Origin of the sequence: Lewinella sp. IMCC34191 (genome assembly GCF_003390935.1) — a bacterium.
Lineage (GTDB): Bacteria > Bacteroidota > Bacteroidia > Chitinophagales > Saprospiraceae > Neolewinella.
In genome coordinates this window covers 375,052-401,458 of sequence record NZ_QNQZ01000003.1, presented here as the reverse complement: position 1 = coordinate 401,458, position 26,407 = coordinate 375,052, and the positions used below count along the sequence as shown (strand labels likewise).

23 protein-coding genes are annotated in these 26,407 nt (G+C 59.3%); 13 read left to right on the top strand and 10 right to left on the bottom strand.

Annotated features, from left to right (window positions below; translation table 11 throughout):
- Window positions 1-267: 267 nt before the first annotated feature.
- Window positions 268-2,727, bottom strand: coding sequence for a TonB-dependent receptor domain-containing protein (locus DRW39_RS08850; RefSeq protein WP_116106665.1), 2,460 nt, complete (start codon window positions 2,725-2,727; stop codon window positions 268-270).
- A gap of 297 nt (window positions 2,728-3,024) precedes the next feature.
- On the opposite strand from DRW39_RS08850, the gene DRW39_RS08845 reads away from it, so the two are divergent.
- From DRW39_RS08845 to DRW39_RS08820, 6 genes are all read left to right on the top strand, one after another.
- Window positions 3,025-3,552, top strand: a complete 528-nt coding sequence (locus tag DRW39_RS08845) for a hypothetical protein (protein WP_116106664.1) — start codon at window positions 3,025-3,027, stop codon at window positions 3,550-3,552.
- Between the two features lie 4 nt (window positions 3,553-3,556).
- Entirely contained in the window at window positions 3,557-3,886 is a 330-nt protein-coding gene (locus tag DRW39_RS08840) for a hypothetical protein (RefSeq protein ID WP_116106663.1), read from the top strand.
- A gap of 41 nt (window positions 3,887-3,927) precedes the next feature.
- On the top strand, window positions 3,928-4,116 hold the full coding sequence (gene rpsU, locus DRW39_RS08835) for a 30S ribosomal protein S21 (protein ID WP_104419187.1): 189 nt from the start codon (window positions 3,928-3,930) through the stop codon (window positions 4,114-4,116).
- Between the two features lie 114 nt (window positions 4,117-4,230).
- Complete coding sequence (locus tag DRW39_RS08830) at window positions 4,231-5,796, top strand: AAA family ATPase (protein ID WP_116106662.1); 1,566 nt, start codon at window positions 4,231-4,233, stop codon at window positions 5,794-5,796.
- 71 nt (window positions 5,797-5,867) lie between these two features.
- On the top strand, window positions 5,868-6,605 hold the full coding sequence (locus DRW39_RS08825) for a (Fe-S)-binding protein (protein ID WP_116106661.1): 738 nt from the start codon (window positions 5,868-5,870) through the stop codon (window positions 6,603-6,605).
- 107 nt (window positions 6,606-6,712) lie between these two features.
- A complete protein-coding gene (locus DRW39_RS08820; protein ID WP_116106660.1) occupies window positions 6,713-7,426 on the top strand; it encodes a polyprenol monophosphomannose synthase in 714 nt (237 codons plus the stop codon).
- A 44-nt stretch (window positions 7,427-7,470) separates the two neighbouring features.
- Here DRW39_RS08820 and DRW39_RS08815 read toward each other — a convergent pair whose 3' ends face one another.
- From DRW39_RS08815 to DRW39_RS08785, 7 genes are all read right to left on the bottom strand, one after another.
- Entirely contained in the window at window positions 7,471-9,276 is a 1,806-nt protein-coding gene (locus tag DRW39_RS08815) for a DUF5060 domain-containing protein (protein WP_116106659.1), read from the bottom strand.
- 69 nt (window positions 9,277-9,345) lie between these two features.
- On the bottom strand, window positions 9,346-11,727 hold the full coding sequence (locus DRW39_RS08810) for an alpha/beta hydrolase family protein (protein ID WP_116106658.1): 2,382 nt from the start codon (window positions 11,725-11,727) through the stop codon (window positions 9,346-9,348).
- A gap of 281 nt (window positions 11,728-12,008) precedes the next feature.
- A complete protein-coding gene (locus tag DRW39_RS08805) occupies window positions 12,009-12,356 on the bottom strand; it encodes a hypothetical protein (RefSeq protein ID WP_116106657.1) in 348 nt (115 codons plus the stop codon).
- 66 nt (window positions 12,357-12,422) lie between these two features.
- Window positions 12,423-13,247, bottom strand: a complete 825-nt coding sequence (locus DRW39_RS08800; RefSeq protein ID WP_116106656.1) for a M15 family metallopeptidase — start codon at window positions 13,245-13,247, stop codon at window positions 12,423-12,425.
- Between the two features lie 360 nt (window positions 13,248-13,607).
- Window positions 13,608-14,015 carry a hypothetical protein gene (locus DRW39_RS08795; protein ID WP_116106655.1) on the bottom strand — a complete coding sequence of 136 codons (408 nt, stop codon included), beginning with the start codon at window positions 14,013-14,015 and terminating at the stop codon, window positions 13,608-13,610.
- A 25-nt stretch (window positions 14,016-14,040) separates the two neighbouring features.
- Window positions 14,041-14,508, bottom strand: a complete 468-nt coding sequence (locus tag DRW39_RS08790) for a c-type cytochrome (RefSeq protein WP_232830104.1) — start codon at window positions 14,506-14,508, stop codon at window positions 14,041-14,043.
- An 83-nt stretch (window positions 14,509-14,591) separates the two neighbouring features.
- The gene (locus DRW39_RS08785; RefSeq protein WP_116106654.1) at window positions 14,592-15,149 is read right to left on the bottom strand and encodes a DUF3575 domain-containing protein; all 558 of its coding nucleotides are present in this window, start codon (window positions 15,147-15,149) and stop codon (window positions 14,592-14,594) included.
- A gap of 146 nt (window positions 15,150-15,295) precedes the next feature.
- Between DRW39_RS08785 and DRW39_RS08780 the strand changes: the two genes are divergently transcribed.
- The 6 genes from DRW39_RS08780 to DRW39_RS08755 all read left to right on the top strand — a co-directional run bounded on the left by DRW39_RS08780 (window position 15,296) and on the right by DRW39_RS08755 (window position 24,549).
- Window positions 15,296-16,588: an ATP-dependent RecD-like DNA helicase gene (locus tag DRW39_RS08780; protein ID WP_116106653.1), complete on the top strand. Its 1,293-nt coding sequence runs from the start codon at window positions 15,296-15,298 to the stop codon at window positions 16,586-16,588.
- 111 nt (window positions 16,589-16,699) lie between these two features.
- A complete protein-coding gene (locus tag DRW39_RS08775) occupies window positions 16,700-19,840 on the top strand; it encodes a VIT domain-containing protein (RefSeq protein WP_116106652.1) in 3,141 nt (1,046 codons plus the stop codon).
- Entirely contained in the window at window positions 19,837-22,176 is a 2,340-nt protein-coding gene (locus DRW39_RS08770; protein WP_116106651.1) for a histidine kinase, read from the top strand. The genes DRW39_RS08775 and DRW39_RS08770 overlap by 4 nt, the downstream gene beginning before the upstream one ends.
- Window positions 22,166-22,918, top strand: a complete 753-nt coding sequence (locus tag DRW39_RS08765) for a LytR/AlgR family response regulator transcription factor (RefSeq protein ID WP_116106650.1) — start codon at window positions 22,166-22,168, stop codon at window positions 22,916-22,918. Before DRW39_RS08770 ends, DRW39_RS08765 begins: the two co-directional genes overlap by 11 nt.
- Before the next feature lie 81 nt (window positions 22,919-22,999).
- Window positions 23,000-23,914 (top strand): NAD(P)/FAD-dependent oxidoreductase, encoded by a 915-nt coding sequence (locus DRW39_RS08760; RefSeq protein WP_116106649.1) that lies wholly within the window; start codon window positions 23,000-23,002, stop codon window positions 23,912-23,914.
- Window positions 23,911-24,549 carry a hypothetical protein gene (locus tag DRW39_RS08755; protein WP_157976014.1) on the top strand — a complete coding sequence of 213 codons (639 nt, stop codon included), beginning with the start codon at window positions 23,911-23,913 and terminating at the stop codon, window positions 24,547-24,549. Before DRW39_RS08760 ends, DRW39_RS08755 begins: the two co-directional genes overlap by 4 nt.
- Here DRW39_RS08755 and DRW39_RS08750 read toward each other — a convergent pair.
- On the bottom strand, window positions 24,539-25,063 hold the full coding sequence (locus DRW39_RS08750; protein WP_116106647.1) for a cupin domain-containing protein: 525 nt from the start codon (window positions 25,061-25,063) through the stop codon (window positions 24,539-24,541). The two genes, DRW39_RS08755 and DRW39_RS08750, sit on opposite strands and share 11 nt — an antisense overlap.
- Before the next feature lie 160 nt (window positions 25,064-25,223).
- On the opposite strand from DRW39_RS08750, the gene DRW39_RS08745 reads away from it, so the two are divergent.
- Window positions 25,224-25,889, top strand: coding sequence for a hypothetical protein (locus DRW39_RS08745; RefSeq protein ID WP_116106646.1), 666 nt, complete (start codon window positions 25,224-25,226; stop codon window positions 25,887-25,889).
- Window positions 25,890-25,963: 74 nt separating this feature from the next.
- On the opposite strand, the gene DRW39_RS08735 is transcribed toward DRW39_RS08745, so the two are convergent.
- Window positions 25,964-26,275, bottom strand: a complete 312-nt coding sequence (locus tag DRW39_RS08735; RefSeq protein WP_232830107.1) for a four helix bundle protein — start codon at window positions 26,273-26,275, stop codon at window positions 25,964-25,966.
- Window positions 26,276-26,407: the final 132 nt, after the last annotated feature.

The following is a 26,407-nucleotide window of genomic DNA, read 5'->3' as shown; positions in this document are numbered from 1 at the left end:
TGGATCAGTCGTGGTAACCGCCTCCCATCCCGATGGAAGGGTGGTTTGAAAGGCGAATAGGGTATCCCGATACGGCCGCTCCGGCTGAACCCCGGTGGACGGCGCGGGCGGTGGTCCTGATCTGTCTGTTGATGCGGGGTCGCAGCCTTGACAAAAAACGAAAAGGGAAAAGAGGCCGTAAATGATCCTTGGGCTTTTTATAGGCATGGGTATGAAATGAATGCGTCAGCGATAACTCTTCAATACCCATAAGATACGGCCCCGGGGTTAGAAGTCGCCGTCGCCACCTCCGTCACCGCCACCGCGTGGTCCACCGTCACGACGATTATCGCGACCGAGGCTGTTCAGGCTGTACTGGAAGCCGAGGTAGGCAATCCGGCTTTCCCGCTGGAACTCGCTGACGGTCGTGATACCGCCCGTTTCGGTGGTGAAGCGATACTGGCGCTGATTGAAGACGTCCGATACGCGGAAGGTGAGGGCACCGCGGTCGTTGAGGATATCTTTACGGAAGCCGACGTCGAGGCTCTGAATGGCTTCGATCCGTCCCTGTGGCCGGACGCCGGGGCTGCGATAAAAGTAAGTGAACTGCGTCTGGATACCCCAGGGAAGTTCGTAGCTGCCCTGTATGTTGCCGCTGAAGAGATAACCGTTCTGGTCGATGTTCTCGTCCTGGTTGTTGCCGATGATCTCGCTGCGGTAGCCGTTGGCACTGATGGTCAGGTCCAGCTTCTCGGTAGGCCGGTAGGTGCTGATGACTTCGATGCCGTAGTCGCGTCCCCGGTCGAGGTTGTCGCGGGTGCTCAGGCTGACACCGCCCTCCTGGATACGCGTGATGCGGCTGATGATATCGTTGAGCTGGCGGTAGTAAACGCCCGCGGTGATCGTGCCGGCGCCGAATTGCTGCTGAACGTTGAGTTCGAAACTGTTGATCAGCTCGGGAAGCAGGAAGGGGTTACCCGCACGCAGGTTGAAGGGGTCGCCCCGGTCGACGAAGGGGTTGAGGGCCCAGGCGCGGGGACGCTCGATGCGGCGGCTGTAGCTGGCCTGCAAGGTGGTCTGCTCCGTGAACGAATAACCCGCGTAGATACTGGGGTAAACCTTGAAGTAATCGTTCTCGAAGGTTTCCGGATTAGGCTCCAGCAGTTTGCTGGTCGTATAGGCCTGCTCGGCCCGGAGACCCAGGTTGAAAGTGATCTTGTCGATCTTACCACCGAAGGTCGCGTAGATAGCGTGGACGTCTTCTTCGTAGGCGAAGAGGTTACTCAGGCTGTCGACCTTTTGAAAGTCGCTTACGCCGAAGGTTTGAAACTCGGCGTCTTCTTCCAGTCGTTCGAAGGTCGAGCGCCAGCCAGTGGTCAGTTTGAACTCGCCGAAGGTCTGCTCGTAGTCAAGTTGGGCGAGTACCCGGTCGCGGCCTTCCAGGGTAGGGGAGCGCTGCCGGTCGGTGCCGATCTGCACGTCCCGCGCGTCGACGATGATTTCGTCGTAATTCTCAATCTCGTTTTCGTCGTTGTTACTGTACTGTAGCTGTCCGCTCAGCTGGCGGCCTTCCTTTTTGAAGCCCTGGCTGTAGTTGAGTTGTAGCTCGTAATCCTTTTCCTCGTTGGGCTCGGTTTCGGTCCGTACACTCGTCCGGTCGAGATCGCTTTCGCTGTTGAAGAACTGGGTGGTCCGCAGGTTGGTGTTGTCGCCCCACTCGAGTTGGTAATTGGCCTGTACGCCGATCACCCCACGCTGGCCGATAGAGTATTCGGTACCTAGTTTCATCATGGTGGACTTGCGCACGCGGTCGCCATCGAATTCGAAGCGGCGGCTGAACAGCGAGTCACCGAGGGTGCCCTCCTGGTCGCGGAAACCCTGAAAGTAGCGCTCGTCGTAGCGGCCACTCACGCCGGCGAAGGAGTTGAACTTACCGACCCGCCAGTTCAGGTCGAGGTTGCCGTCGAATTTGTTATTCGTACCGGCATTAAGATTGACGGAGGCGTTGAAGCCGTCCTCTTCCTTCTGCTTGAGGATGATGTTGATGATGCCGGCGGTGCCCTCGGGGTCGTAGGCGGCACCGGGGTTCGTGATGACTTCCACGCGTTCGATGCTGGAAGCGCTCAGGGATTGCAAGTAGGTCGCCGGATCGGAGCCCACGATGCCACTGGGCTTACCGTTGATCAGGAAGCGGACACCGCCGCTGCCCCGCAGGCTGACGTTGCCTTCCAGGTCGACGGTAATGCTGGGGATCTGGCGCAGCAGGTCGGCGGCCGATCCCCCTACGGCGGCTACGCTTTTCTCTACGTTAAAGGACTTTCGGTCCAGCCCTAATTCCATAATGGCCCGTTCGGCGGTCACGACTACTTCATCCAGGTTGGTAGCGCCCCCGGTTGCCAGGTTGATCTGGCCGACCTCAAGGAAGCGCTCGGAATTATTCAACTCGAGCATCATTTCTTCATCCTCGTAGCCGATAAAACTTACTTCCAGGCGGTAATCGCCGTAGGGCAGATCTTTCAGCGTAAAGTTTCCGTCGATATCGCTGGTGGTGCCCCCGACCATTTCACCGTTTTCTATATTATAAACGGCCACGTTCGCGAAGCCTACCGGTTGGTCGCTCCCCTGCTCAAGCAGTTTGCCGCCCACACCACCGGTATTCGGGGCGAGGTCGGGATTACTGCCATTCGTCTGGGCGTATAGACCGGAGCAAATAAATAATAAAAGGAAGGTGTAAAAGATCGGCTTCATGGGTGGGAGGACTGTTCGTATAGTGCAACGTGAGCCTAGGATAACCGTTCAGAAAAAGCATAGACTGCCCACCACGAACCGTCGAGCCTTATACCCGATGTGTAGATTAGACCCTCTCAGGGCTTGTCAACCAGGCGCTATTCGCGGTTGAAACCAGTCTTACACCGCAGAAAGCAGCTCCTGTACCGCCTGGATTCGACGTCCGGAGGTGCGGGAAAGCCTGACCGGGTCCTTACGCCCGAAGGGTGCACTTTTCAGATTAGCGAACTACCGCTCACCGGCGTGGTTACGTAGCGTATGCCCGTCACTGATTCTACTACCCTGAACGCGCTGGTCAGCCAGCCGGCCGCGGCGCTGGCCGGGACCGACCTGCAGATTCACTTGCCGCTCACCCGTGTATTGCTCAATGAGGTGCTGGCCGCCCGCCCCGCCAACACACCGGTTCGGGAACTCCTCATCGACCCCAACGACCGCAACCGCTTCCGGGTACACCTCACCGCCCAGGCGCCGATCGTAGGAACGGTGTCCCGGCAAATCCTCTTCGCCCCCGGTATGCCGGTCAGTTTTCCCGATCAGCCCTGGCTCGAATTCCGCATTGAGGAGGGGCTCGGTTTCTTCGACCGCTCCCTGATCAGCGTCCTGCAGGGGCAGATCGAGAGACGTCTACCACGGGGCATCGAATTAAGCAGTAAGAACCTGCGTATCCATATTCCGGGACTACTGACTCACCTGGGCTACCAACGCCTGGTACCGCTCATCCAGTCGCTGGAAATCAAAAGCGAAGCCAATCGCCTGCTTCTCAATCTTCATTTAAAAGCCGAATAAGCCCATGCATCCCGTACTTCAGCACCTAATGGACACCAACTTCGAAGATCTATCCGGCAGCCGGGTCGACGGTCGCATCGCCGTCAGCGACGATCTGATCAACCTCGGCCTGCACGAAGTGGTCGCCATGCTAACAAAATCGTCGGCCGCCCCCGCCGGCAAGACCGAAAGTCCCGCTCCGGAGAGCACACCCACGCCGTACGACTCGACGGAAAAGAAGGCGGCTACGCCGGACCCGAAGGCCTTACTCCGTAAACTAGACGTCGAAAAACTGCAATATCGCACGGAAACCGGGCGCACAGTCTTGGAAATCGCTTGCTCGGTACGGAAATAATTTGTATCTTTGCGCTCCAATTCTAAAAACAGTGACGCTGAATGCTAATAATTAATGTACGTGAGGGCGAAAATATTGACCGCGCCCTGAAGCGCTATAAGCGCAAATCTATCAATACCCGCGTGATCCGCGAACTCCGCAACCGTCGTGAGTTCACCAAGCCCAGCGTGAAGCGTCGGAAAGAGAAGCTAAAGGCAGAATACCGCCTCGAGAAATACGGCGAGAAGTAATTCTCGTTTCCCGGCAGGCTACTGTCCTTCGGGATGTGAACGGCCCCCAGAGCACGCGCTCCGGGGGCCGTTCTTGCTTTTCAAACCATCCCCCGGCGGGTTCGTTACCTCCCCATGACCGCCAACCCCGAAAGCCAATTACGCCAGCGTACCGAGGACCTGCTCACCGCCCTCACCGCCGGACTCTACGAACGGGATCGGGCCATGGCCCTGGCCCTGCTCACCGCCGTCGCCGGGGAAAGTATCTTCCTGCTCGGCCCCCCGGGCGTGGGAAAGAGCCTGATTGCCCGGCGGTTAAAGTATGCCTTTCGCGACGGCGTCAGTTTCGAGTACCTCATGTCCAAGTTTTCTACGCCGGATGAGGTTTTCGGGCCGATCTCCATTAAAAAGCTGCGCGACGAGGACAAATACGAGCGCCTCACCGACCGCTACCTCCCCGGCGCCAACATTGTTTTTCTCGATGAGATCTGGAAAGCGGGACCCGCGATCCAGAACGCGCTGCTGACCATCCTCAATGAAAAGATATACCGGAACGGTGACCACGATATCCAGGTTAACATTCGGGGCATCATCACCGCCAGTAACGAGCTGCCGCCCCGGCAGGCGAATCTGGCCCCGATCTGGGATCGTTTTCTCGTGCGGCTGGAACTCGGCCGTATCAACGAGTACCAAAATTTTATCAAGATGGTGGTCGACACCCGCGATGTGTACGACGACAATATCCCGGAGACCACCAAGCTTTCGGAGGCCGAACTGACCGAGTGGTCGGAGCGGATCGACGCGGTGGAGGTCCCGGCCGAGGTACTTAATACCCTCCAACTGCTGCTTTACAAGATCGAAACGTACAACGAGCAGCCCAATAATGCCCCGCACCCGATCCTCATCTACGATCGCCGCTGGAAGAAATCCGTTCGTCTCCTGCGCGCCGCCGCTTTTCTCCACGGCCGTTCGGCGGTGAACCTGATGGACTGCTTCCTGCTCGAGCACTGCCTGTGGAACGCGCCGGAGCAGCGCGAGGTGATCCGGGAGATGATTGTCGACGCCGTTCGCAAGCACGGATACAGCGTGGCGGTAAATCTGTCCGCCCTGAAGACGGAGGTGCGCGAATTCGAGGAAGACGTGCGGGAGGAAACGCGCATTCAGCACGTGCGGGAGGAAGAGCAACTGCTGCCGGTCAACGAGAGCTACTACGAACTTGAAAAGGACCTGAGCCAGTTTCGGGGCGTGTTGGTAACCATCGATCAGTTCCGGGGACTGAGCGATGAGGAATATTCGAGCGTCAACTTTTACGATGAGGAGTTGAACCTGGTCAATCGGATCCGCGGCCGCAAGGGTCCCCGCGAGCATACCCTCGAGGTCAACTTCAACGGTACGGATACCGTGTTCCGGCTTAAAACGCAGCTGACCGAACGGCGGGAGGTCATCCGCAAGCAACCCCACCGCCTGCTTCGGGAATTTTGGGACGGGCGGACGCAGCAGCTGACCGACTACGTGCGGCAACAACTGAACGCAATCGAGGAGAACGGTCCGGAAGAACTATCCGACATCGGCGATCACTTATTCGTCGATCCATCCTTCGCCCGGGTAGTGCGCGCTAACCTCGATGAGGTGCGGGATTCACTGGAGTCGCTCCTGCTGCGGTTGGAGAAACTGCAGTTTGAATACGGGGCGGAAGTCTGATCGGGGACGGGCGGACACGGCAGGATGCGCCCGCTGGGTAGCTTTATTACCTTGACCGATATTCCCGAATCATGACCGTAGGCCTCTTTATTCCCTGTTACATCGACCAGTTCTATCCCCAAGCCGGCATAGCGACCTTCCAGTTGCTGCAGAGACTGGGATGCAAGGTCGTCTATCCGCGCGAGCAAACCTGCTGCGGCCAACCCCTGGCGAACAGCGGAATGGAGCAGGAAGCCCGGCCGATCTACGAGCACTTCGTGGAAACCTTTTCCTCCTTTGATTACGTCGTATGCCCGTCGGGTAGCTGCGTGTACCACGTCAACCACCATTACGATGTGCTGGAGGAGTCAGCGGCCGTGACCTCGGTCCGGGAACGAACCTTCGAGCTGGCGGATTTCCTGGTGAACGTGCTGGGCGTAAAGGAGCTGAATGCGCGGTTCAGCGGGCGGGTTGGTATCCACAATAGCTGCCACGGCCTGCGCGGCTTGCGTCTGGGTGCCAGTTCGGAGCGGGTAGGGGCTGATTTCAGTTACTACCGCTACCTCCTGAGTATGGTCGATGGCGTCGAGCTAGTACAACTGGACCGGGTTGATGAGTGCTGCGGATTCGGTGGCACCTTCAGTGTCAACCAGCCGGAATTATCTACCAAGATGGGAAAAGACCGCATCGCGGATCACCTGCGCCACGAAGCCGAAATCATCACCAGCGGCGATATGTCCTGCCTCATGCATATGGAAGGCCTCATCCGCCGAGACGGACTGCCACTGCGGGTCATGCACGTGGCGGAAATATTGAATAGTAGGGAGTAAATCTGCCTTTCTACGGGAGGGCCGGCTGGCCGGTCAGCTTACAGCGTGCGATATCACGGCCCTATGCGTACGCTGTCCTATCTTTGGCCGCTCAATTTGAACTTACCTTGAGCGATAGTCTGGTTATCATTCCCACCTACAACGAGCGAGAAAACATATCCCGCATGGTGGAAGTCGTATTCGGCCTGTCGCAGCCTTTTCACCTGCTGATCGTCGATGACGGCTCGCCCGACGGGACCGGCGATGTGGTCCGTGGCCTGCAACGCCGCTTTCCGGATCGCCTGCACCTGCTGGAGCGATCGGGTAAACTTGGCCTGGGAACCGCCTACCTCGATGGCTTCCGCTGGGGCTTGGCCCGGCCCGAAGGGTACCGGTACTTCTTTGAGATGGACGCCGACTTCAGCCACACACCGGCCGATCTCATTCGCCTGCGGGCCGCCTGTCACGACGGGAACGCGGATGTAGCCGTGGGCAGCCGTTACACCAAGGGGGGCGCCGTAGAAAACTGGCCCATGGACCGCATCGTCCTATCCTACGGTGCCAGTCTGTACACCCGTATCGTTACCGGAATGCCGGTCAAGGACCCTACGGCGGGCTTCATGTGCTACTCCCGCCCGGTGCTGGAAGCGATGAACTTCAGCGAAATCCAGTGCATCGGCTATGCCTTCCAGATAGAGATGAAGTTCACCGCCCGCAGATTGGGCTTCAACATCGTGGAGGTTCCCATCACCTTTACCGACCGCATCGCCGGCAACAGTAAGATGCATAAGTCGATCATCAAGGAAGCCGTGCTGGGGGTGTTGCGGCTCCGCTGGCGGTAACTGCAGGCTAATTTTCGACGATTCGCCGGGTAGCCGTCCGAGCGCTAATCCTCCGACCGCTCCCGACGCCGCAGCAAGGCCACCCAGTCCCCCTCGCCCGGTGGTACCAGCTCCACCAGGATGTCCTCGGCGGTGACCATCTCTCCCACATCGATCAGCTCGCCTCCCTTTCGGGGATCGTACCAGGCGACGTCGAACTCATGGTCCGTACCGGACAGATCCAGCTGCGCCGGGTGCCCGAAGGGGAGGTAGACAGCATAAACCTCCCCCGGTTTAGCGAAGCACCAGTCCGTTTCGCTTTCCGTCAATTCGTTGTGGGCCGTCATCTCCGGGAAGGGTAGGTATTCCTCGAAGAACCGGCGCGCCACCGCCGACCACCGGTACGCGGCGTCGCGGCTGCGCCAGTCTTCCAGGTTGAGGTCGTTGTGGGGGCTGTTGGCGCCGAAGTACCATTCCACACCGGCTCCCCCGGCCATCAGGTTACCCCAGAGTGTGAGCGCCCGCAGGCTGTCTTGATTGTTGTCGGCGGCATCGTCGGGGTCCAACCCGCGAAACCAGGGACCAACTTCGTCGAGCGTCATGATCCACGGTGCACCGGCCGCGGCGGAGCGATCGATCCAGCGGCGGGTCACTTCATTCGCGGAATAGGGATCGCCCAGTTGAAGGGACAGCCCGTCCAGGTTCTCGTTGCCGAGCAGGGGCTCATAGATGGCCGTGAAGGCTTCTTCCCCGGGGTGGGTATGCAACACGACGTAGTGCTGGTACGGATCGTGGTCGGCAAACCACTCGATGACCTGCCGTTGCTGATCGTTCGTCTGGTAGGCATCCGACCAGTCGTTGGGGCCGTTCTCCTCTCCCAGGTTCCAGGTGATGGCGCGGTGGTGGCCGAAGCGGGCAACCAGTTCCCGGAAATAAAGCCGCCGTTGCGGACCGGTATCACCGCCGTCCAGCAGCGTTTCGTTTTCGGTTTCGTTCAGCACGAAGTGGAGCATCATGCCCAGGCTGTCCGCGTGGTCGAATACCCGTTCCCACTGGGCCAGTTTGCTTACGTCGAAGCGGTAGCGCTCCTCGTGATCGGTATAGGGCCAGACGTCTTTACCGTCGCCGTTGATATTCAGGGTGAGAAAGTAGATGCTGTTCACGCCGGCGTCCCGGAGGTAGTTCAGTCCCCCGAGCAGGCCGATACCTTTTCCGTTCTGCCAGGTTGGATCTCCGCTGCGGGAGTCTTGCTCGTGGGGGATGAAGGTATGCAGCCCTTCGGTACGGCTCTCCCCCTCTCGGAATGTTTCACTGTGGCGGTAGGTGCCGTCAAAATCCTGGTAACCCAGCAGGTTCTCGGGACTGTCTACCCCCGTTTTGATAAAGTAGTCGCCCGATTCCGCCCAGCGGAGGTAGCGGGGGTGGTCGCGCATCAGCTTACCGCGTTCGCCCGCTGTGGCCGGCCCCACTAAAAAAGCGCCGTCGTACCGCTCGACCACCTTCCCGGCCGTGGGATCCTCAGCCAGGTAGATGCTGTCACCGCGTACGAGCCTGGCCGTATACTCCCATTCCCCTTCGCGGTCGGGTCGGAAGCGGACCTGCCAGAGATTGCCCGCGCTGGCTCCGTTGTCGGCGGCGCTTTGGTCAGCGGCGTAAAAGCCCGGTACGGTGATCTGGTAATCCCCCTCGGTGAAGGTGACGTCCAGGCGATAATTGACGAAAGGGTTTTCCCCGGCATCTTCCGCGGTCTCCGGGCCGGCAAAATCCAGGGTAACCTTTTCCCACTTGCTAACGTCCGGGTGGGTATAGGTGAGGGTGCTGCGGCAATGCCACAGCATGACGGTAAGGGAAAGCAAAGTAAGTATGCGCATGGTCGGTGTCCGTGTCGGGCTTTCGCCCAAGGTAAACCCCGCCCGCCTAAAGATCTTCCCGGTAGGCGGTTAGTCGACCGAAATGGCCTTGCGCTTTTTCACCGTTTTTCCCTCTTTGCGGTACATTTCCATCCACCGGTACATCTCCCAGAGCATGTGCAGGATACTTTCCTCGGCCGCGTAGCCATGATCCTCGTAGGGAAGCAGGCACAGTCGGGCGGTCTTGCCCAGATTATCCAGGGCGGTGAACATGCGTTTAGACTGTACGGGATACGTGCCGCTGTTGCTGTCTTCCTCCCCGTGTATCAGCAGCAGGGGACTGTTGATCTTGTCCGCGTGTACGAAGGGGCTGAGGCGGACGTAGGTGTCCGGTACCTGCCAGAAGGTGCGCTCCTCGGCCTGGAAACCGAAGGGGGTTAGCGTTCGGTTGAAAGCGCCGCTGCGGGCTATTCCCCCGGCAAAGAGATTAGTATGTGCCAATAGGTGGGCCGTCATGAATGCGCCGTAGCTGTGTCCGCCCACGTAGATGCGGTTCGGATCGGCCACCCCCATTTGTACGAGTTTACGCACCGCCGCTTGGGCGTTCATGCGCACCTGTTCGATGAAGGTTTCGTTGGGCTCCTCATCGCCCTCGCCAACGATGGGCATGGCAAAGTCGTCAAAGACCGCGTAGCCGGCTGCGAGGAAGGGTAGGGGAGAGAGCGGGCTGATGCGACGAAACTGGTGGCTGCTCGTCAAAACCTGTCCGGCTTTATCGGCGTCTTTATATTCCTGTGGGTACGCCCACATCAGGATCGGCAGGGGATCATCCGTTTTCGGATTGAAGCCCTCCGGGGTGTGTAGTTCACCACTCAGGTGTACACCGTCGGCCCGTTGGTAACTCACCAGTTGGTACTGGCTGTCGCGTAGTTGCGGATAGGGATGCGGGAAGTCGGTGATGCGGATCTCTTCCCCCGTTATAATGTGACGCAGAAAGAAATTCGGGCGTTCGTTGGCTTGCTCCCGGGCCAGCAGAAAGTAGTCCGGGTCCTCATCGAGAAAGAATAGCGGCCGCTCGAAGTAGGGGGGCGACGATTCCCACAGCCGGGTTCGCTCGTGGGTCTGCAGGTTAAATGCATCGACGAAGGGCTGGGGGCCCTCCGGACGGTGACCGTTGCCGATGAGGATTAGTGTCTCCCCCTCGTCACGTGTCAGCAGAACACTGTGATCGGTAGGCAGGGATGTCGAAACGACGTTCCCCGGGTCGTTGTAGTTGTCTTCCCAGTTGTGGTCGAAAAGGACCTCCGGTTCCCGCTCCGGATCGTCAGGATACCACCGCCGCGTGACCTGCCGCCGGCTGCTCCATTCCCAGTCTACGGCGATGGCCAGGTCGCCCCGTCCCCAGCGTAGCGCGCCGAAGCGCATCGGAAGGCGGATACTCTTTTGGGGCTCGCCGGTGAAGGGGGCGTCCAGGTAGTAAAACTGCTCCCGGTAGGGGGCCTCCACCCGGGGGTCCCCGCCGTCAAGTGCCTCGGTCCAGTACAGTTGAGCAGGGTGGTCGCTGCGCCAACTGAAGCGACGTGGTTGGGTGATAACCGAACCGAAGGCCGGGGGCAGGTGCTCCACGATCGGCCGTTGGGCCAGTTCACGCACCTCGTTTCCTTCGCGGTCACGCAGCAGCACTTTGTCCGCAAACTTGTCGTAGGGAACGTTAAAACTGAATGGCTCCACCACGTAGGTGATCACGAACCATTTTCCGTTGGGGCTATCGCCCAGACCCGCAATGATACCCGGCTCGGCCCAGGGCGACTCGTTACCCGTATCGAGGCGATGCAGGTAAAGCTGGCTGTTGGCGTAGTAGCGAAACAGCCGAATATCGTAGTCGCTCTGCAGCAGGTTCGTATAGGTCCGGTTGGCTCCCTCCTTGCCGGAGGACTCCTGCACCTTCGGGCCGGTCACCGTTTCGGAATCAACCGGTTTCTCCACGCCGGCTATACGCCGTTTGATCAGGAAACGGTCGTTGCCGATGAAGTCGTAGGGTACGCCACCGAGGCTGTTGTTGATATCGTTGCCGCCTACCCGCGCGCACTGAAGGGTATCGCGTTCGGCCGTCCAGAGTTGTAAGCCCTCGTCCGTCACCTCGCAAAAGGCGATCCGCGATCCGTCGGCCGACCAGGTGAAGTACCGGAACATGGCTCCCTCGGGAAGGCCCTCGAAGAACGTATCGGTGCCCGTGGACACCTTCCGCATCCGGGGGCTGAAAAAGCCCCGGCTACCGTAGGGCGTGAAATTGCGGGGGTTGATCTGCCGGCCGGCCAGTTTTACCTTCTCTTCCTTCAGTTCCTCCACGCTGGGGTACATCGGCCGGTCGGCGATGATGATGAAGTCCCGATCCGGCCCGAAGAGCATCAGGGGATCCGGTTTCAGGTTAACCAGATCGGCAATGGCATCGGGGGGGCGTTGGTAAAGCATTCAGGCTGGGTAAGTGTAATATGTCCGGCAAGCAAGCCTTGCCGAAGGGACCATCTTATCATGAAAACGGCCAGTTGTAGTATGATTCAGGCGGCAAATTGTTCCTTTCCCGCCTAATCTTTTTCACCGCTTTAACCCAGGTCCCCGGAAAATGACCTCCATTCCCCATCCAAAGTAGCGATAAAGCAGCAGCAGGCGACCTGGCGGAACAGCACGCGCGAACCACCGCCCACCAAGACGCGGATGCCCCCTAAAAGAATTAAGAACTAACAGACTAACACCTACTCTTCATCATAACTGGCATCCTGCGTATCGATCACCATATTGGTAATGGTGTAGTCGCTGAATTTCTCGAAGTGGTTAAAGGCCAGGTTGCTGGGCCAGTTGCTCTCGTCCTCTACCCATTCCGATAGCAGATTCTCCAGGATGGGCCGGTAATTTTTGTCGAGCCATTCTTCGGCCTCTTCGATATCGCCGAAGTCCGGAAGCAGATAGACCGTGGTGAGATCACTGGTATCGTCGAAGTCAATCTCCTCTTCCGCGCTGGGGTCCTCGCGAATCGCCCAGCGGAGTAGTGCCTCGCTCGGGGTGACGATCAGGGCGTAGCGATTGATATCATAAAGGTCCATAGGTTCTCGGTTGTGTGGAAGTGTAAACGCCGCTTGGCCCTTGAGATGTTTACAGGGGCAGGTGGTCTATTCCTTGCAACGCGGATTTACCCCCAGAACGTAATTCTTGACGACCTCGATGCGGGGAGCCGCTTCCGCCCCCGCGAAGCCGCTGATGTCGGCGTCCTGTAGCCGCTCGGCGGCAAAGTCGGTGAGTTGGGTAGCCAGGGGCAGGTAACTCCAGTGCCACCGCTCCTCCTCGTAGCCGTTGGGCCGGTCGTCGCCCTTGGGGGTATAGGGCTGGCAAAAGCCGTAATCGGCGGCGTGGTTGGTCAGCCAATCGTAGATCTTCTTCCCTTCGCCTTCGTCGAAGTAGCTGTTGTTCAGCGCATTCAGGTCCAGGTCCGTCCCCCAGTGGTGGCGGCTGGTGCCCGGCATGCTGGAGTAGCGCAGGATGGCCAGGGCCCGGTCGGCGGCGTCGGGGTAGACGTCATTCGCCTTTTCCGTCCCCTCCAGCAGGCGCTGCCCGTTCCATTTGGCTTCCCAGATCTGCTTCTGCCGGTCGAAGTTGCGGGTGGCGGAGATGATCCGCAGGCGGACCCCGTCTTCCAGCGCTGCGACGTGCATATCCCGGAAAGCGGCGTAAGTATCTTCGTGTAGCAAGTAGGGATCACCATCCGTGTACGCGTCGGCCACGCGGACGAATGACGCATTCTCCCGCGGATCGAATTTCCCGGTGAGGTAGGTGTAGACCGGCAGGCCGGCCAGACTATCGGTTAGCGGGCGGCGGGGCGCAGGTAAAGTGTCGGTCGAAGCGGGAGAAGCATTTGATAAATCCGCATCTCCGGCCGAATCCGCGTCGGTACAGCCCAGCAGGGAACAGGAAAACAGGACGAGTAGGAAGGTACGCATGGGGCGAAGGTAAGCCATCCCGGCTTTCGGACTACGTTGAACTCGGGCTGAGGACCTCAGGTCCGAACGCACCCGAGCGCCGCGAGGGGCCAAAGGTCGCATGTTGGATTATAAGTCGAAGCGGAAGTTCTCCACCCGCGATGGCGGCGGCCAGTATACTGATTTGGGCTTCCGTAGTGAGGTCACCCAGATTGGTAAGCCTGCCGGTCAAAACACGCACGGGTTGAGGACCTCAGGTCCGAACGCACCCGAGCGCCGCGAGGGGCCCTGAGCTAGGCGGCCGAAGAAAAGTCGAACCGGAGGTTCTCCACCCGAAAGCGTGGTGGGGAGGTGCCAATCCTAAAATTAGCCTTCTCGCTTTTAACGCTTGGCCGTCTCGCGGGGGGAGGCCACGATCGCGCTCAGCTTCATCAGGAAGTACACCTCGAACCCGGTGTACACCAGGTAAAGCCAGAAGAAGGGGACGATGAATAGTTTGCTGGTCGGTTCGGCGAGGATCACGTATCCTACCACCAGCATACCGCAGAGGAACATTTTGGCAATGGTGGCGGCAAGGAAAACATTACTGAATAACATGCGATTCTCTGCACCTGCGCTCCGCCGCCCTAAAAAAAACAGAGCGACGCATATCCCGAGGAACAGAACCAGCGTGATGATGGAAAAGGGCAGGGCGTACCCAATCGGAAGCAACCAGTGACTGAGCGCGAGCCCCAGGACGGCTAGGCCGGTAATGCCGGCCAGCTGAGTCAGAAAACGGGAAGTGAGCATGAGGCAAAGGTACGTTGCCCGTCGGCTAGCCCCGCCCCCTCGCTTCAATGAAGGCCAGCAATGCTGCTACGTCCTCGTCCGTCAAATTGGTGAAGTTCGACATGACCGAAGGTCCCCACTCCGCCCACAATTCCTTGGCGCGCGGGTGGCCGGAGTCTACCAGGCGCTGGCTTCTGCGTACCCAATGGTACAGATCTTCACGGGGGTAGTCCGCCCAGCGCTCCGTCACCCCCATTAGCGCCGGAGCGGTCATGTCGCGGCGCATGGAGGAATCGTGACAGCTGCCGCAGGCGTTTTCCCGCCACAAATCGTAGCCTATGGTGGCCAGGCTGTCCGCTTCGAAAGGGGAGTCCGGTGTGCCGCAATACCCATACGTGGTGTTAGCCAAAGGCATGCGGTCGGAGTCCAGGGCATTCAGGCAAATGACCGCCAGTGTGAACAGGATACCGGTAACGCCGATGTACAGCAGCCGGAAAAAGGAACGGGGCACCATGATCTCGCTTTATTCCTAAGGTCGGTCGGGAAGTAAAGCGGGTCAAGGTGCCCCGGTTTATTTAGATCGATTACAGGGAAAGCCTAATCCTTGCCGCCGCCGAAGCGCCAGCCGACGATGATGCCCAGACGCAGATCAATGGCGGTAAGCGCCCCGATGGCTGCGGCGTACTCCGCGTCGTTATCATTCCCTCCGAAGGTAGCTGCCCGACCGACACCGAAGTTCAGGTCGAACAGGAAGCCGGAGGGCGATACCCACTTATGCCCGGTCATGATGCCGAGAGCGGCGCGGGTGGCATCGACGGAGGCATCGGTGTCGCGGTTGATGCCCGTCAGCTGGCCTAGTTTGCCGTAGCCACCGACGTAAAAGCGGTCGAAGCCTTCCCGGGGGTTGAAGTAGTAGCGGACTTCCGGAATCAGGCGAAGATTCCGGTAGCGGTAGTCATCTTCCTCGTTGATGAGCAAGCCCAAACTGGAATAGGCGGCACCGATGGCGATACCCATTTGTTGCCCGACCGGAAATTCGGCCGAGAGGTTGATGCCGCCCGTGATGGCCGAACCGGCGTTGAGTTTGGCGTCCACCTGGGCGGATACGAAGCAAGTGGCGACGAGGAGTAGGAGGAGGGTAAAGAAGTGTTTCATGTCTTTTTCTTAATGGATGTTGGGTAATACGTATCGAATGTAGTCCCCGTCACGATCGGTACAATGGGTGACGTACGGCTTTAATGAATGATTAGCTAAAGCTGTTACGGTGGGGTTAATGTCCGGGCCTTCCTACCTTCGCCCGCATGCCCGAAGCCCTGCAACTATCCGATGATTTCAACTACGCCCTCGAGCGTATGGAGGCCGGAGCCCACCTCTTCATCACGGGGCGGGCGGGTACCGGCAAATCGACCCTGTTGCAGATCTTCAAGCGCAGTACCCGCAAGAACGTGGTGGTACTGGCCCCCACCGGCGTCGCGGCCCTGAACGTGGGCGGACAGACGATCCACTCCTTTTTCAATTTCCCCCCGCGCCTGCTGCAGTCGAAGGACGTGCGTCCGAATCGGCGCAACCGCCGCGTCTTTCAAAACCTGGAAACGCTGGTCATCGATGAGATCAGTATGGTGCGCGCCGACGTGATGGAGGCCATCGATCTCGGCCTGCGCGTCAACCGGGGTAGTGAAAAGCCCTTCGGTGGCGTGCAATTGATTCTCTTCGGTGACCTGTTTCAATTACCGCCGGTGGTAAGCAGCGAAACGGAACGGGAGTTTTTCTCGCTGCGGTATGCCAGTCCGTACTTCTTCAGCGCCGATTGCCTCGACTACATCGACCTGGAAATGGTGGAGCTGCGGCAGGTGTACCGCCAGGACAGTCGCCACTTTCTTCGCCTCCTGGAGAGTATCCGCAACGCGACGGTCGACTACGACGAGCTGGCCGACCTCAATCAGCGGTGCCTTCCCGACTTTGCCCCCGAGGAGGGAAGCAACTACCTGACCCTGGCCGCCCGCAATGCGACCGTCACCCGCATTAACAGCGGAGCCCTGGAAGCGCTGGAAGCTCCCGAACACCTGTATACCGCCGAGGTGAAGGGCAATTTTCCGGATCGCCTCTTTCCCGTCCCGCAGATCCTGCGGCTGAAGGTGGGTGCCCAGGTGATGACGCTGCGCAACGACCCCGACCGTCGGTTCGTGAACGGCACCATCGGTACCATTACGGCGTGCAAACCGAAATCCGTGACGATCGAGATCGTGGAGGAAGGAAGGCCCGTGGAGGTAGAGGTGGAGTTTGACGAGTGGGACATCATCCGCTACACCGCCGACGGGGAGGACCTGCGCAAGATCGCCACCGAAACCCTGGGCACCTACCGCCAACTGCCGATCCGCCTGGCCTGGGCGGTCACCATCCACAAGGCGCAGGGCAAAACCTTCGATCGCATCATCATCGACCTGGGGCGGTCGGGGGCTTTCGAGCACGGCCAGACCTACGTTGCGCTCAGCCGTTGTCGGACGTTGGAGGGGATCGTACTACGGCAACCGCTTAGCCTGCGCGACGTGATGGTCGATCCCGAAGTAGTACAATTCTACGAGGGGAAGCGGTGATCCACTACCGGGACGGCCGCGAATTCTCGTGTTATCCCCGCGAATTCTAGATCACCGGTCCGGGCCCTGCATTCCGCCCCGAACATTGCCTTGTCAACAAAGAACAACGCAATGAAATACTTTCTCATATTCTTACTACTCTGCCTCGGTTCCGGCTGGATACTTGCACAGCCGGAGAGCCCGTACTTTCTCGTGAAAGGAGATGCGGCGGCCTTTCCGCTCCGTTCGACTACCGCGGAAGTGGATATCGCGGGCGTGATCGCCGAGGTGACCGTGGAGCAGGTGTATAGCAATATTGGTGACCGACCCATTGAAGCAACCTACGTTTTTCCCGCGTCCACCGGGGCTGCGGTGCACGGCATGGAAATGCAAATCGGGGATCGGGTGATCGAAGGAGTGGTGATGCGCAAGGAAGCGGCCAGGCAAACCTACGAGCGCGCGAAAACCGAAGGCAAGCGAAGTAGCCTGCTCGAGCAGCACCGGCCCAACGTCTTTCAAATGAGCGTGGCTAACATCTTGCCGGGTGACTCCGTGCGGGTCAGGTTGCGGTACACCGAACTCCTCGTACCGGAAGCGGGTACCTATCGCTTCGTATATCCGACGGTGGTGGGTCCGCGCTTTACGGGAGAAGACGATAAGACCTCGGAATATACCGGTCAGCCATACCGTAAAAGCGAAAAGGCCTCCCCCTTCGATCTCCGGCTCCACCTGGCGGCCGGCATGCCGATCGCCGGTTTGGGCAGCCCGACCCACGGCATTTCCCGGCAGTGGAGTGGAAAAGAAAACGTAAGCCTCCGTCTGGAGAATCCCTCGACTTCGGGTAACCGGGATTTCGTGCTGGAATACTGCCTGGGCGGTGACGGCATTTATACGGGCTTACTGCTGTATGAGGGCAAAGAGGAAAATTACTTCCTCTATATGGCCCAGCCTCCCGTGGACGAAGTTGCCGCTGACGAGATACCGGCCCGGGAATTCGTGTTTATCGTAGATGTTAGCGGCTCGATGACCGGCTTCCCGCTGGAGGTCACGAAGCGGCTGATGATCGACCTGGTCGGTAACCTGCGACCCGTCGACCACTTCAACATCATGCTCTTCGCCGGGGCATCCGATACGTGGCGCCCGGCCTCGGTACCGGCTATGCCGGCTAATCTGCGTACCGCAACGGAGTGGCTAAGCGGCATCCACGGCGGCGGGGGTACGGAATTGCTGGCCGCGCTTAACCATGCCTATGCCCTGCCCGGTCCGGAGGCAATCGGGCGGGCGGTTATTCGTCCGACGAATTTTGCGCGGACCGACCCCGGCTCGATCAGCCGCAACTTCGTCATCGTGACCGACGGCTACATCTCCGTCGAGCCCGAAGTGTTTGACCTGATCGACGGCAACCTGGATAAGGCCAATGTCTACACTTTCGGAATCGGCGGCAGTGTCAATCGCCACCTCATCGACGGTATGGCCAGGGTAGGAAGGGGTCGGCCGGCGGTCGTATTGGACGAAGGAGCCGCCCCGGCGGAAGCCGAACGTTTTCGCCGGTACATCTCCGAGCCACTGCTTACCGACGTCCGGCTCACCTATGATGGTTTTGATGTCTACGACCTCGAGCCGCTGTCCTTGCCCGATGTAAGTCGTGAACGACCGCTGGTGGTCTTCGGAAAGTACCGCGGCAAAGCGAGGGGCGAAATGGTTCTCACCGGAAAGACGGGCGCTGGCGATTTACTTATCACCCAGCGGGTACGCGATAGCCGACCCGATGAGCGTAACAAGGCCCTGGCCTACCTGTGGGCCCGAAGCCGGATTCAGCGGCTGGACGATTACAACCACCTGCGGGAAAGCGACCAACGGGTAGAGGAAGTGACCGAGCTGGGGCTCGCCCACAATTTGTTGACTCGTTATACTTCCTTCGTCGCCGTGGATAAGCGACCGGTACTCGCGGGCGGCGGCAACCCCGAAACGGTCAAGCAACCCCTGCCGCTACCGGCCGGCGTATCGGCCAATGCGGTCGGATTCGCCCTGGGTGTGGCGGGCGTGTCCGGTCTTCCCGTTTCGGGATCCGGACTTCCCTGGTGGAGTTTTGCTACGGTATTCGTGGTGTTGCTGGTCTTCGTAGTCGGTTTTCGGAAGTTGCGGTCGCTTACGCCCCTGGTGTTGCTATTGGGGCTGGTTACGGGGTGTACGCAATCTCCTCCGGCCATGACCGAGGTATCGGAACCTGATCCGGTAGAGAATTTCGATACAGTGGTCGATGCCCTGATGCCGTTAGCGACTCAGCGCCCGGAACCGCAGGTTCAATCGGTCGCACAAGTGGCGATGCAGGAGAAAGCGGTAGCGCCGGCGGCTAACGACGTGACCTTTATCCTCGGGCGCGACCAGTCGGACAACCCCTACTTCGCCCGGGCGGAACGCTACTTCTGCGAACGGGGGCAGGAGCGGATCGTCACCGGTCTGGAAAGCCTGGCCGCGGTACGCTACTACCTCGACAGCCGACGACCCCGCGCGGGCTGGGGGCAGATTCACCTGGTCGTTCACGGTAATCCGTGGTCCGGGCTGGCCGTCGGCCGTACCGCCGCGGAGGCCCGGTCGACCGCCCAAAGCCTGTCGGAATGGTCGCCCGAACCTCTGACGGGTATCACCTCATCGACGCGCGTCATTCTTCACGGCTGTGGTCTGGGTAAAGACCCTTCCCTGTTGCGGGAGATGAGCCGTGTATTCGGCGGCGAAGGGGTGTTCCCGGAAGTGGAGGCGACGGAGCAGTTCACCCTGTTTCGCGAGGGGCCGCGCGGTATGGAGCGGCACTACGCAGACGCTTACTTCCGGGCCCGCCCGCTGGGCGATTACCCCCTACCGGCGGTGATGGCCGTCCGCTTCGGGCGAAAATACCCCCACGTGGCGGTCGACTGGGGGGCAGCCCTGGCCCGCGATCGCTTTTCCGAAGCCCTGCTGCCGTACCTCTACCAGTTTAACGTGCCCGTCGAATGGCTACGCGTGCACCCGGAGGGCGGGGAAGTCTACCTTCCCGGCCGGGAAGCCGAGCGCACGGCGTGGTTGGAGGGAGAGGAAGCCCTGGTGCGGGAACTGGCCGGAATGGGCCTGACCCACGCGGACTTCCGGTGGACGTTCGACCGAACAACCTACCGGCTGGCTGATGGAAGCCGCATACCCGCCGCCCGGGCCCGGGGCACCTCCCGCTTGTTTTGCATCCTGGTGCCGGTCGACCGGGCCCAAACGGTACGGCTGCGCTACTTTCGTGATGCATGATACTCCGTATGCTGGCATTTTTTCTTTCGGTCGGACTGGCCGCGCAGGATTACGGCTACCGCCAGTATTCCACCGCGGCCGGTCTGCCCGATGCCCGGGTGGAACGCGTAGTCACCGATTCGCTCGGCTACCTGTATGCGCGGACCCCGCTCGGTTGGGTACGGTTTGATGGGCTGCAGTTTTCGGACGTCGACCTGCCACCAGCCTACGTGCGTGACGATGTTTGGCTATCCGAGGGCGAAATGGACCATATCCGGCAGCGCTATTTGCGGGATACCCCTTACGCGGACACCGAGATCCTGGACCTCACCGACGACGTGCACGGCTACCGTTGGTTGGCTACCAGCGACCGCGGGCTCCTCCGCCAGTTGCCGAGCAGTTTCGTCACGTATTCGGTGGGAGGCGGTGTTAGCACAATCACGCAGCAAGACGGTACGCTCTACATCGGCACGGAAGGCAGGGGGCTGTACCGAATGGTGGACGGGTCACCGCAGCCCGCCGGTCAGGGGGCCGAACTGGAGGGCCTCCGCATCACCTCCCTGGTCGCCGATACGAGTTTTTTGTACGTCGGTACCGCCGGGCGGGGCGTATACGCACTCGGCCGGGATACACTTTTCCAGGTACGGCAGCGGGATGGATTACCGAGCAACTGGGTTCGAAAGCTGCTGCTGAATCATTCAGGGCTGACCGTGCTGACTATTGCCGGTGACCTGGCGTACGTTACGGTCGGTGATACGACTACACAGGTGAGCCTGGACGCACTAGGTACAAAGGATCTACCCTCTATCGTCGATATGGTCAGCGATAGCAGCCACCGATTGATCATCCAGTTGGCGGACGGCGAGAGGCAGGTCGAATCGCGTACGATTGGGACACTCGTCAGTGGCCTACCCGCAGTGCGGCAAATGAGCCTTCGGAGGGGCACCCAGTTGTGGTATACGACCGATGACCGGGGCATCTTCTATACCGACCTGGGAGCCAAACCCTTTCGGTATGCCCGTATCGACGATCGCTTGCTCGCCGGTGCCGAGCAGTACTCCGCCGTGCTGGCCCGGGAGGAGCAGCGTGAAGTATGGGTAGGAACCGACCAGGGTGTTAGTCGCTTGTACCTCGATCAAAACGGACAGCCTCTGTACGCCCGCCAGTACGGTGCGGCCGAGGGCTTTCCCGTAAGGGGTGACGGACCCACCGTCATCTTTGCCGACGACCGCGGAGGGGTGTGGTTCGCCACCGAATCCGGTCTGGTGCGACTAACCAACGACGAAGACAATTACCGAACGCCGCCGGTGACGAGCCTCGAGGCCGTGACCCTTTTCTACGATACGATCGCCCCGAACCGGGTGACCTTCCGGGCGCGGGAGAACCACCTCGGATTTCGTTTCCGAGCGGTGGACCTCACGCATCCGGAAAAAATACGCTATCGCTACCGGCTTTCCCCCCTGGAGCCGGAATGGTCGCCCGCTACCACGGAAACTAGCGTTCGCTACGCGGGCCTCCCCGGGGGGCGGTACACATTTACCGCATCAGCCAGTACCGACGGGGGCAATACCTGGGGAAGACCCGCCAGCTATCGCTTCACCATCGAGGTTCCGTTGCTATTGCAGCCCTGGTTACTCATCACCGGAGTGGCTTTGATCAGTGTGCTGCTGACCGGAGCCTTTTACGGCTATAACCGTCGGATGCTTCGCAGGCAGGCTGTTGTGCGAAGCGACTGGGAGAAACAGAATCAACTGCTCAAACTGGAACAGCAGGCGCGGCAGTTGCAAATGAATCCCCACTTTATTTTTAATGCCCTGAACGGTATCCGCGGCCTCGTCGATCGCCGGGAAGCCCGCGACCAATTGAGCCGCTTTGCCACACTGATGCGGGGTATCCTGCACAACAGCCGGCAGGAGCGTATCACGCTGGCGGAGGAGATCGCCACCCTGGAAAATTACCTGCGCATGGAGCAGTTCTGTCATCCGCATCCCTTTACCTACTCCATCGATATTCCCGGATCCGTAAATTCCGAAGAGGTCAGTTTACCGCCCATGCTCGTCCAGCCGTTCGCGGAGAATGCCATTCTGCACGGATTTTCGGGACTGGATCGACCGGCGGAATTACACATTGCCTTCGAATTGGTCGGCCGCAGGTGCCGGATATCCATCCGGGATAACGGCGTGGGTCGGGCTATAGCCGGGCAGCGGCAAGCCGACCGGCAGCCCGGTCACCAATCGGTCGCCGTAGGCGTTACGCAGGAGCGTATCTCCGCCATGGGGGGGAGTATGACCATACAAGACGGCGAGCCCCATGGTACGGTCGTCACTTTAGAGATACCTGTCAGCTATGAGTGGTAAGAAAGAATACACCGCCGTCATTGTAGAAGATATGGCCCCTGCGTTAGCTTCTCTGCAGCGCGACCTGAAGGACTACTGTCCGGAGATTCGCGTGATTGGCACCGCCGGTGGGGTAGTGGAAGCGGCAAAGCTGCTCCGCCATTCCCAACCTGATGTGCTCTTCCTCGATATTATGCTTGGCGACGGCACCAGTTTCGACCTGCTGGAAATTCTTCCGGAGCTCACCGCCCGACTCATCTTCGTGACGGCCTCCGACGAATTTGCCGTCCGCGCCTTTCGCTTCGCCGCGGTGGACTACTTGCTCAAGCCGGTGGAGGGGGAGCAGCTCCGGGCCGCCGTAGACCGGGCGTTGGCCCAGCTCGGGCCGGCCCCGCACGACCGGCTCGATCTACTCCGGGATACATTGCGGGACCCACACACCCTGCCCGATCGCTTATCCCTGCATACCTCCGACAACATCATTGTCACCCCCATCCAAGACATTATCCGCTGCGAGTCAGACGATAACAACACCCGCTTCGTACTGGAGGGACAGCAAACCGTTTTCGTAACCAAGACCCTTAAACACTACGAGCGTCTCCTCAGCGCTCATGCCTTCGTGCGGGTACACCAGTCGCACCTGGTCAACCTCCGCCACGTTGTTGAATTTCGTAAGGTGGACTCGGGATACCTACGTCTAACGAACGGCGACGAAGTGCCGGTGGCCAGCCGCAAGCGGGCGGAGGTGATCGGCCTGCTGTAGCGGAGCTGCGCACCAAGGTAACCTCGTGATTCCTTTAATGCAACTAATTTGCAATAGTGGCGTTTCCCAAAAAAATTTACTATGGAGCATTCCTACGAAGTGATCATCATTGGCGGTAGCTACGCTGGTCTGTCGGCCGCAATGAGTCTAGGCCGTTCGTTACGGCGCGTACTGATCATCGATGGCGGCGAGCCGTGTAACAAACCCGCGCCGGCCACCCACAACTTCATTACGCACGACGGCGCCGATCCGGCAGCGGTCACCGAACGCGCGCGGCAGCAGGTGCTGGCTTACGATACGGTTGCTTTCGTGTCCGACAAGGCTACCGGCCTAAAGGGAAGTGATGGTGACTTTACGGTGAGCACGGTTTCCGGCGAATCTTACCAGGCGGCAAAGATCTTGTTTGCTACGGGCTTGCACGACGAACTACCCGACATTCCGGGGGTGGCGGAATGCTGGGGTAAAACCGTCATTCACTGTCCGTACTGTCACGGCTACGAGTTCCGCGGGCAGGCCACGGGTATCCTGATGAATACGGAACATACGGTCCATATGCTGCAGCTGATCCGAAATCTCACCGACGGGGTGACGCTGTTTACCAACGGTCCATCCGTGGTGAAGAAGGAGCAGGTCCACGACTGCGGGGCACAGCTCATCGAGCAGCCGATCGAATGTCTTGTGCAACAGGATGGGCAGCTACGGGCGGTCCGTCTGCTGGATGGTAGCGAAATTGGAGTTGCCGCCCTTTACCTCCATCCCTTTCTTTCCCAGAAGTGTCCGCTGCCCGAACGGATAGGCTGTGAGCTGGCGGATAATGGAACCTTGGTGGTCGATGAATTTTCCATGACCACCGTAACCGGTATCTACGCCGCCGGTGACTGTATCACGCATATGCGGATGGTTAGTGCCGCAACGGGATCGGGGGGGAAGGCCGGTGCCATGGTCAACCACGCCCTGGTGATGGAGCGATTTGGCACGCAACACGTAGGAGCATGATGAGGGGCTACTGGTTATCACGACTTGCCTACGCGGTGCTGCTGCTATGCATGGCCTGTTCGGACGGACCTTCCACCGAGTCATCGGTAACTCGGGATTCGGAATCTTCACTCAGCCCACCGGAGCCGAGCTACCCGATCGTGGCGGGTGAACGGCTCGGCACGCTACGCATTCTGGACCGTATGGATACGGTCAGTCAGAAGCTCGGTCCAGCGGTCTTTAGCGACTCGGGTGCCGGTACAACGGTTTCCAGATATGAGCTGAAAGACGGCGGGAATGAGGCCGACCTGATCCTGATCCTCACTTTCGAGCCGCAGGACAGTATGCGGAAGGATCTACAGGTCGCCCGGACCACGTTCACCCGCTACCGGGACTCATTCGGGCTCGGGGTGGGTAGTGGGCGCGACAGCATCGCATCCCACTACGCACTTGAGTCGCCTGCGGCAGTCTTCGTATCCGGGGGTGATTCCCTTTGGGTACACGATACCGGAGAAGGGCTGACCTTTGAGTTGGATGCAAACGGAATATGCCGCGGCCTGGCAGTCCATACTACAAATCGTAAACCGACGGTCCACTACCGGGCGGATTACCCGGAGATGGCGACCATCGACCCGGCGGAGCCCGCTATCGAGTAGCAGCCCCGACGCCCTGCCATACCTTCCGCATCACCCCCCGTTCACCAATCGGGTCCTGTTCGGGTACCGGCAGATTATCGGGTTCGCGGTGCTCCGGCGCCCCGGTGATGAGGTCCCAGCTTCTTCCGCCGGGGTAGGCACCGAAGACCCGGTAATCGGATTTCGAGTAGCACGCGTGCCCGGTGCCGGCCGGCAGAACGATTACGTCGCCGGCGGTGGCTTCCAGGTCATAGCCCTCCGGCCCGCCTAGCTGTACGGTACACCGACCGCTGAGAATGACCAGTACCTCATGGGTATTGCTGTGGTAGTGGGGATAGGGGTATATGCCGGCGACCCAGGTATTGCCCCAGCCGCTGGTCTGCAGCCGTTTAGCCACGCGGTCCTTGATGCCGGGTTTTTCGTTGGGGAAGGCGCCCGGGTATACGATAACGGGCAGCTTACTATTGGGGATCCATTCCCAGGCTTGAAGGTAGATGAGGGTAGCGTTGCCCTCCTGTGTTGTTTTGGTATCCATGTTGGTTAAATGTCGGGGCTTAGAAATGGTAGAAGGTCCGGAAAGCCGGCCGGGTTCATGAAGGACACTTTACCTGCGCTCCGCCGCCCGGAAAGACGAAGGGGGCGTATAAATCGACCAAGCGCTCAACCCACGGGCCCTAAGAAGCTGTTTTCTACGTATGATCGTCCTGCTAATTATTTCCATCCTGCTCGTGGCCATGATGGTCTACATGTTCAACCAGTGGAGCCGCAACCGCATGCCTTCCAAGAAGCAGCGGGAACGCGTGGTCCGTGAATTGAAGGCGGATATGGATACCTGGAGTTCGGACTTGGTGAAGATGAGCAAGGAGGAACTGGATCTGTTCAGCCTGACCCAGGACAAGCAGGTCGTGAAAAAGGGCACCGGCACCACTGCCAAGGGAACATTCACCACGATATTTCACGAACCGGTGGTGAGCTATACCTACCGGCGCTATTTGGGCAAAAAGGTCAACGAGTTGCTCTACGCCCGCACGGCCGAGCACGATTACGTTTACTGGACCGAAAACGGCAAAACGAGCCTGGAAATCGACGACCAACCCGTGGGGCGCATCGATAATAACGTCCTGCTGGGGCAGCGCACTGGTAAGGAACTGGCCCGCATCGAAACCACGCCGCGCGAGAACTACCTGCCGGTCAGTGTAGGCAGCCGCGAAGTGGGCGCCTTGACCAATCTGCCCGCCAAAGCGGACGATCCGCTGAGCCAACGGGCCTTCGAATTTATTCCCGACGATTTGAACGATAAGGAGGAACAATTACTCATGTCGCTGACGGTGCGGGAGCTGGTGAAGCGGGCGGTGGGGTAGGTTGCTGGGTGGGCGGTTGCTGGGTGCTGGTTGCTGGTTGCTGGTTTGGGGAGTTACTGGTTGCTGGTTACTGGTTACTGGTTACTGGCGGGGGTCTTCCAATTTTGCGCTACGTACCGAATGAAATTATTTAGTTGCTTGCCTACACGCTCGTAAGCTTCCTGCAATTCGCTTGCCTCCGCTTTCAGGTTCGGGTAAAGCTGGCCTACCTTCTTTAGATGATTGGTCAATTCGTCGTTACTCGCCAGGCTGAAAGTCAGGAAACGAATAAATTCTCGTTTGTAACGTCGGCGCCCGTACCCTTCTACAATATTAGAATTCACGGAATCCGCAGATCTTCGAATCTGACTCCCGAGCTCAAACTTTTCGTAGCTGGGAAGCCGCATAGAGAAACGATGCGTTTTAAGGAATAACTCAAACGAAGCACGATAGACCTCAAGGGCTCTGTAGGATTGTTGCATGTCTCATACTAAGTGGTGGTTTAAATATAAAACAAAATAGTTTATAAAAATAGTCTT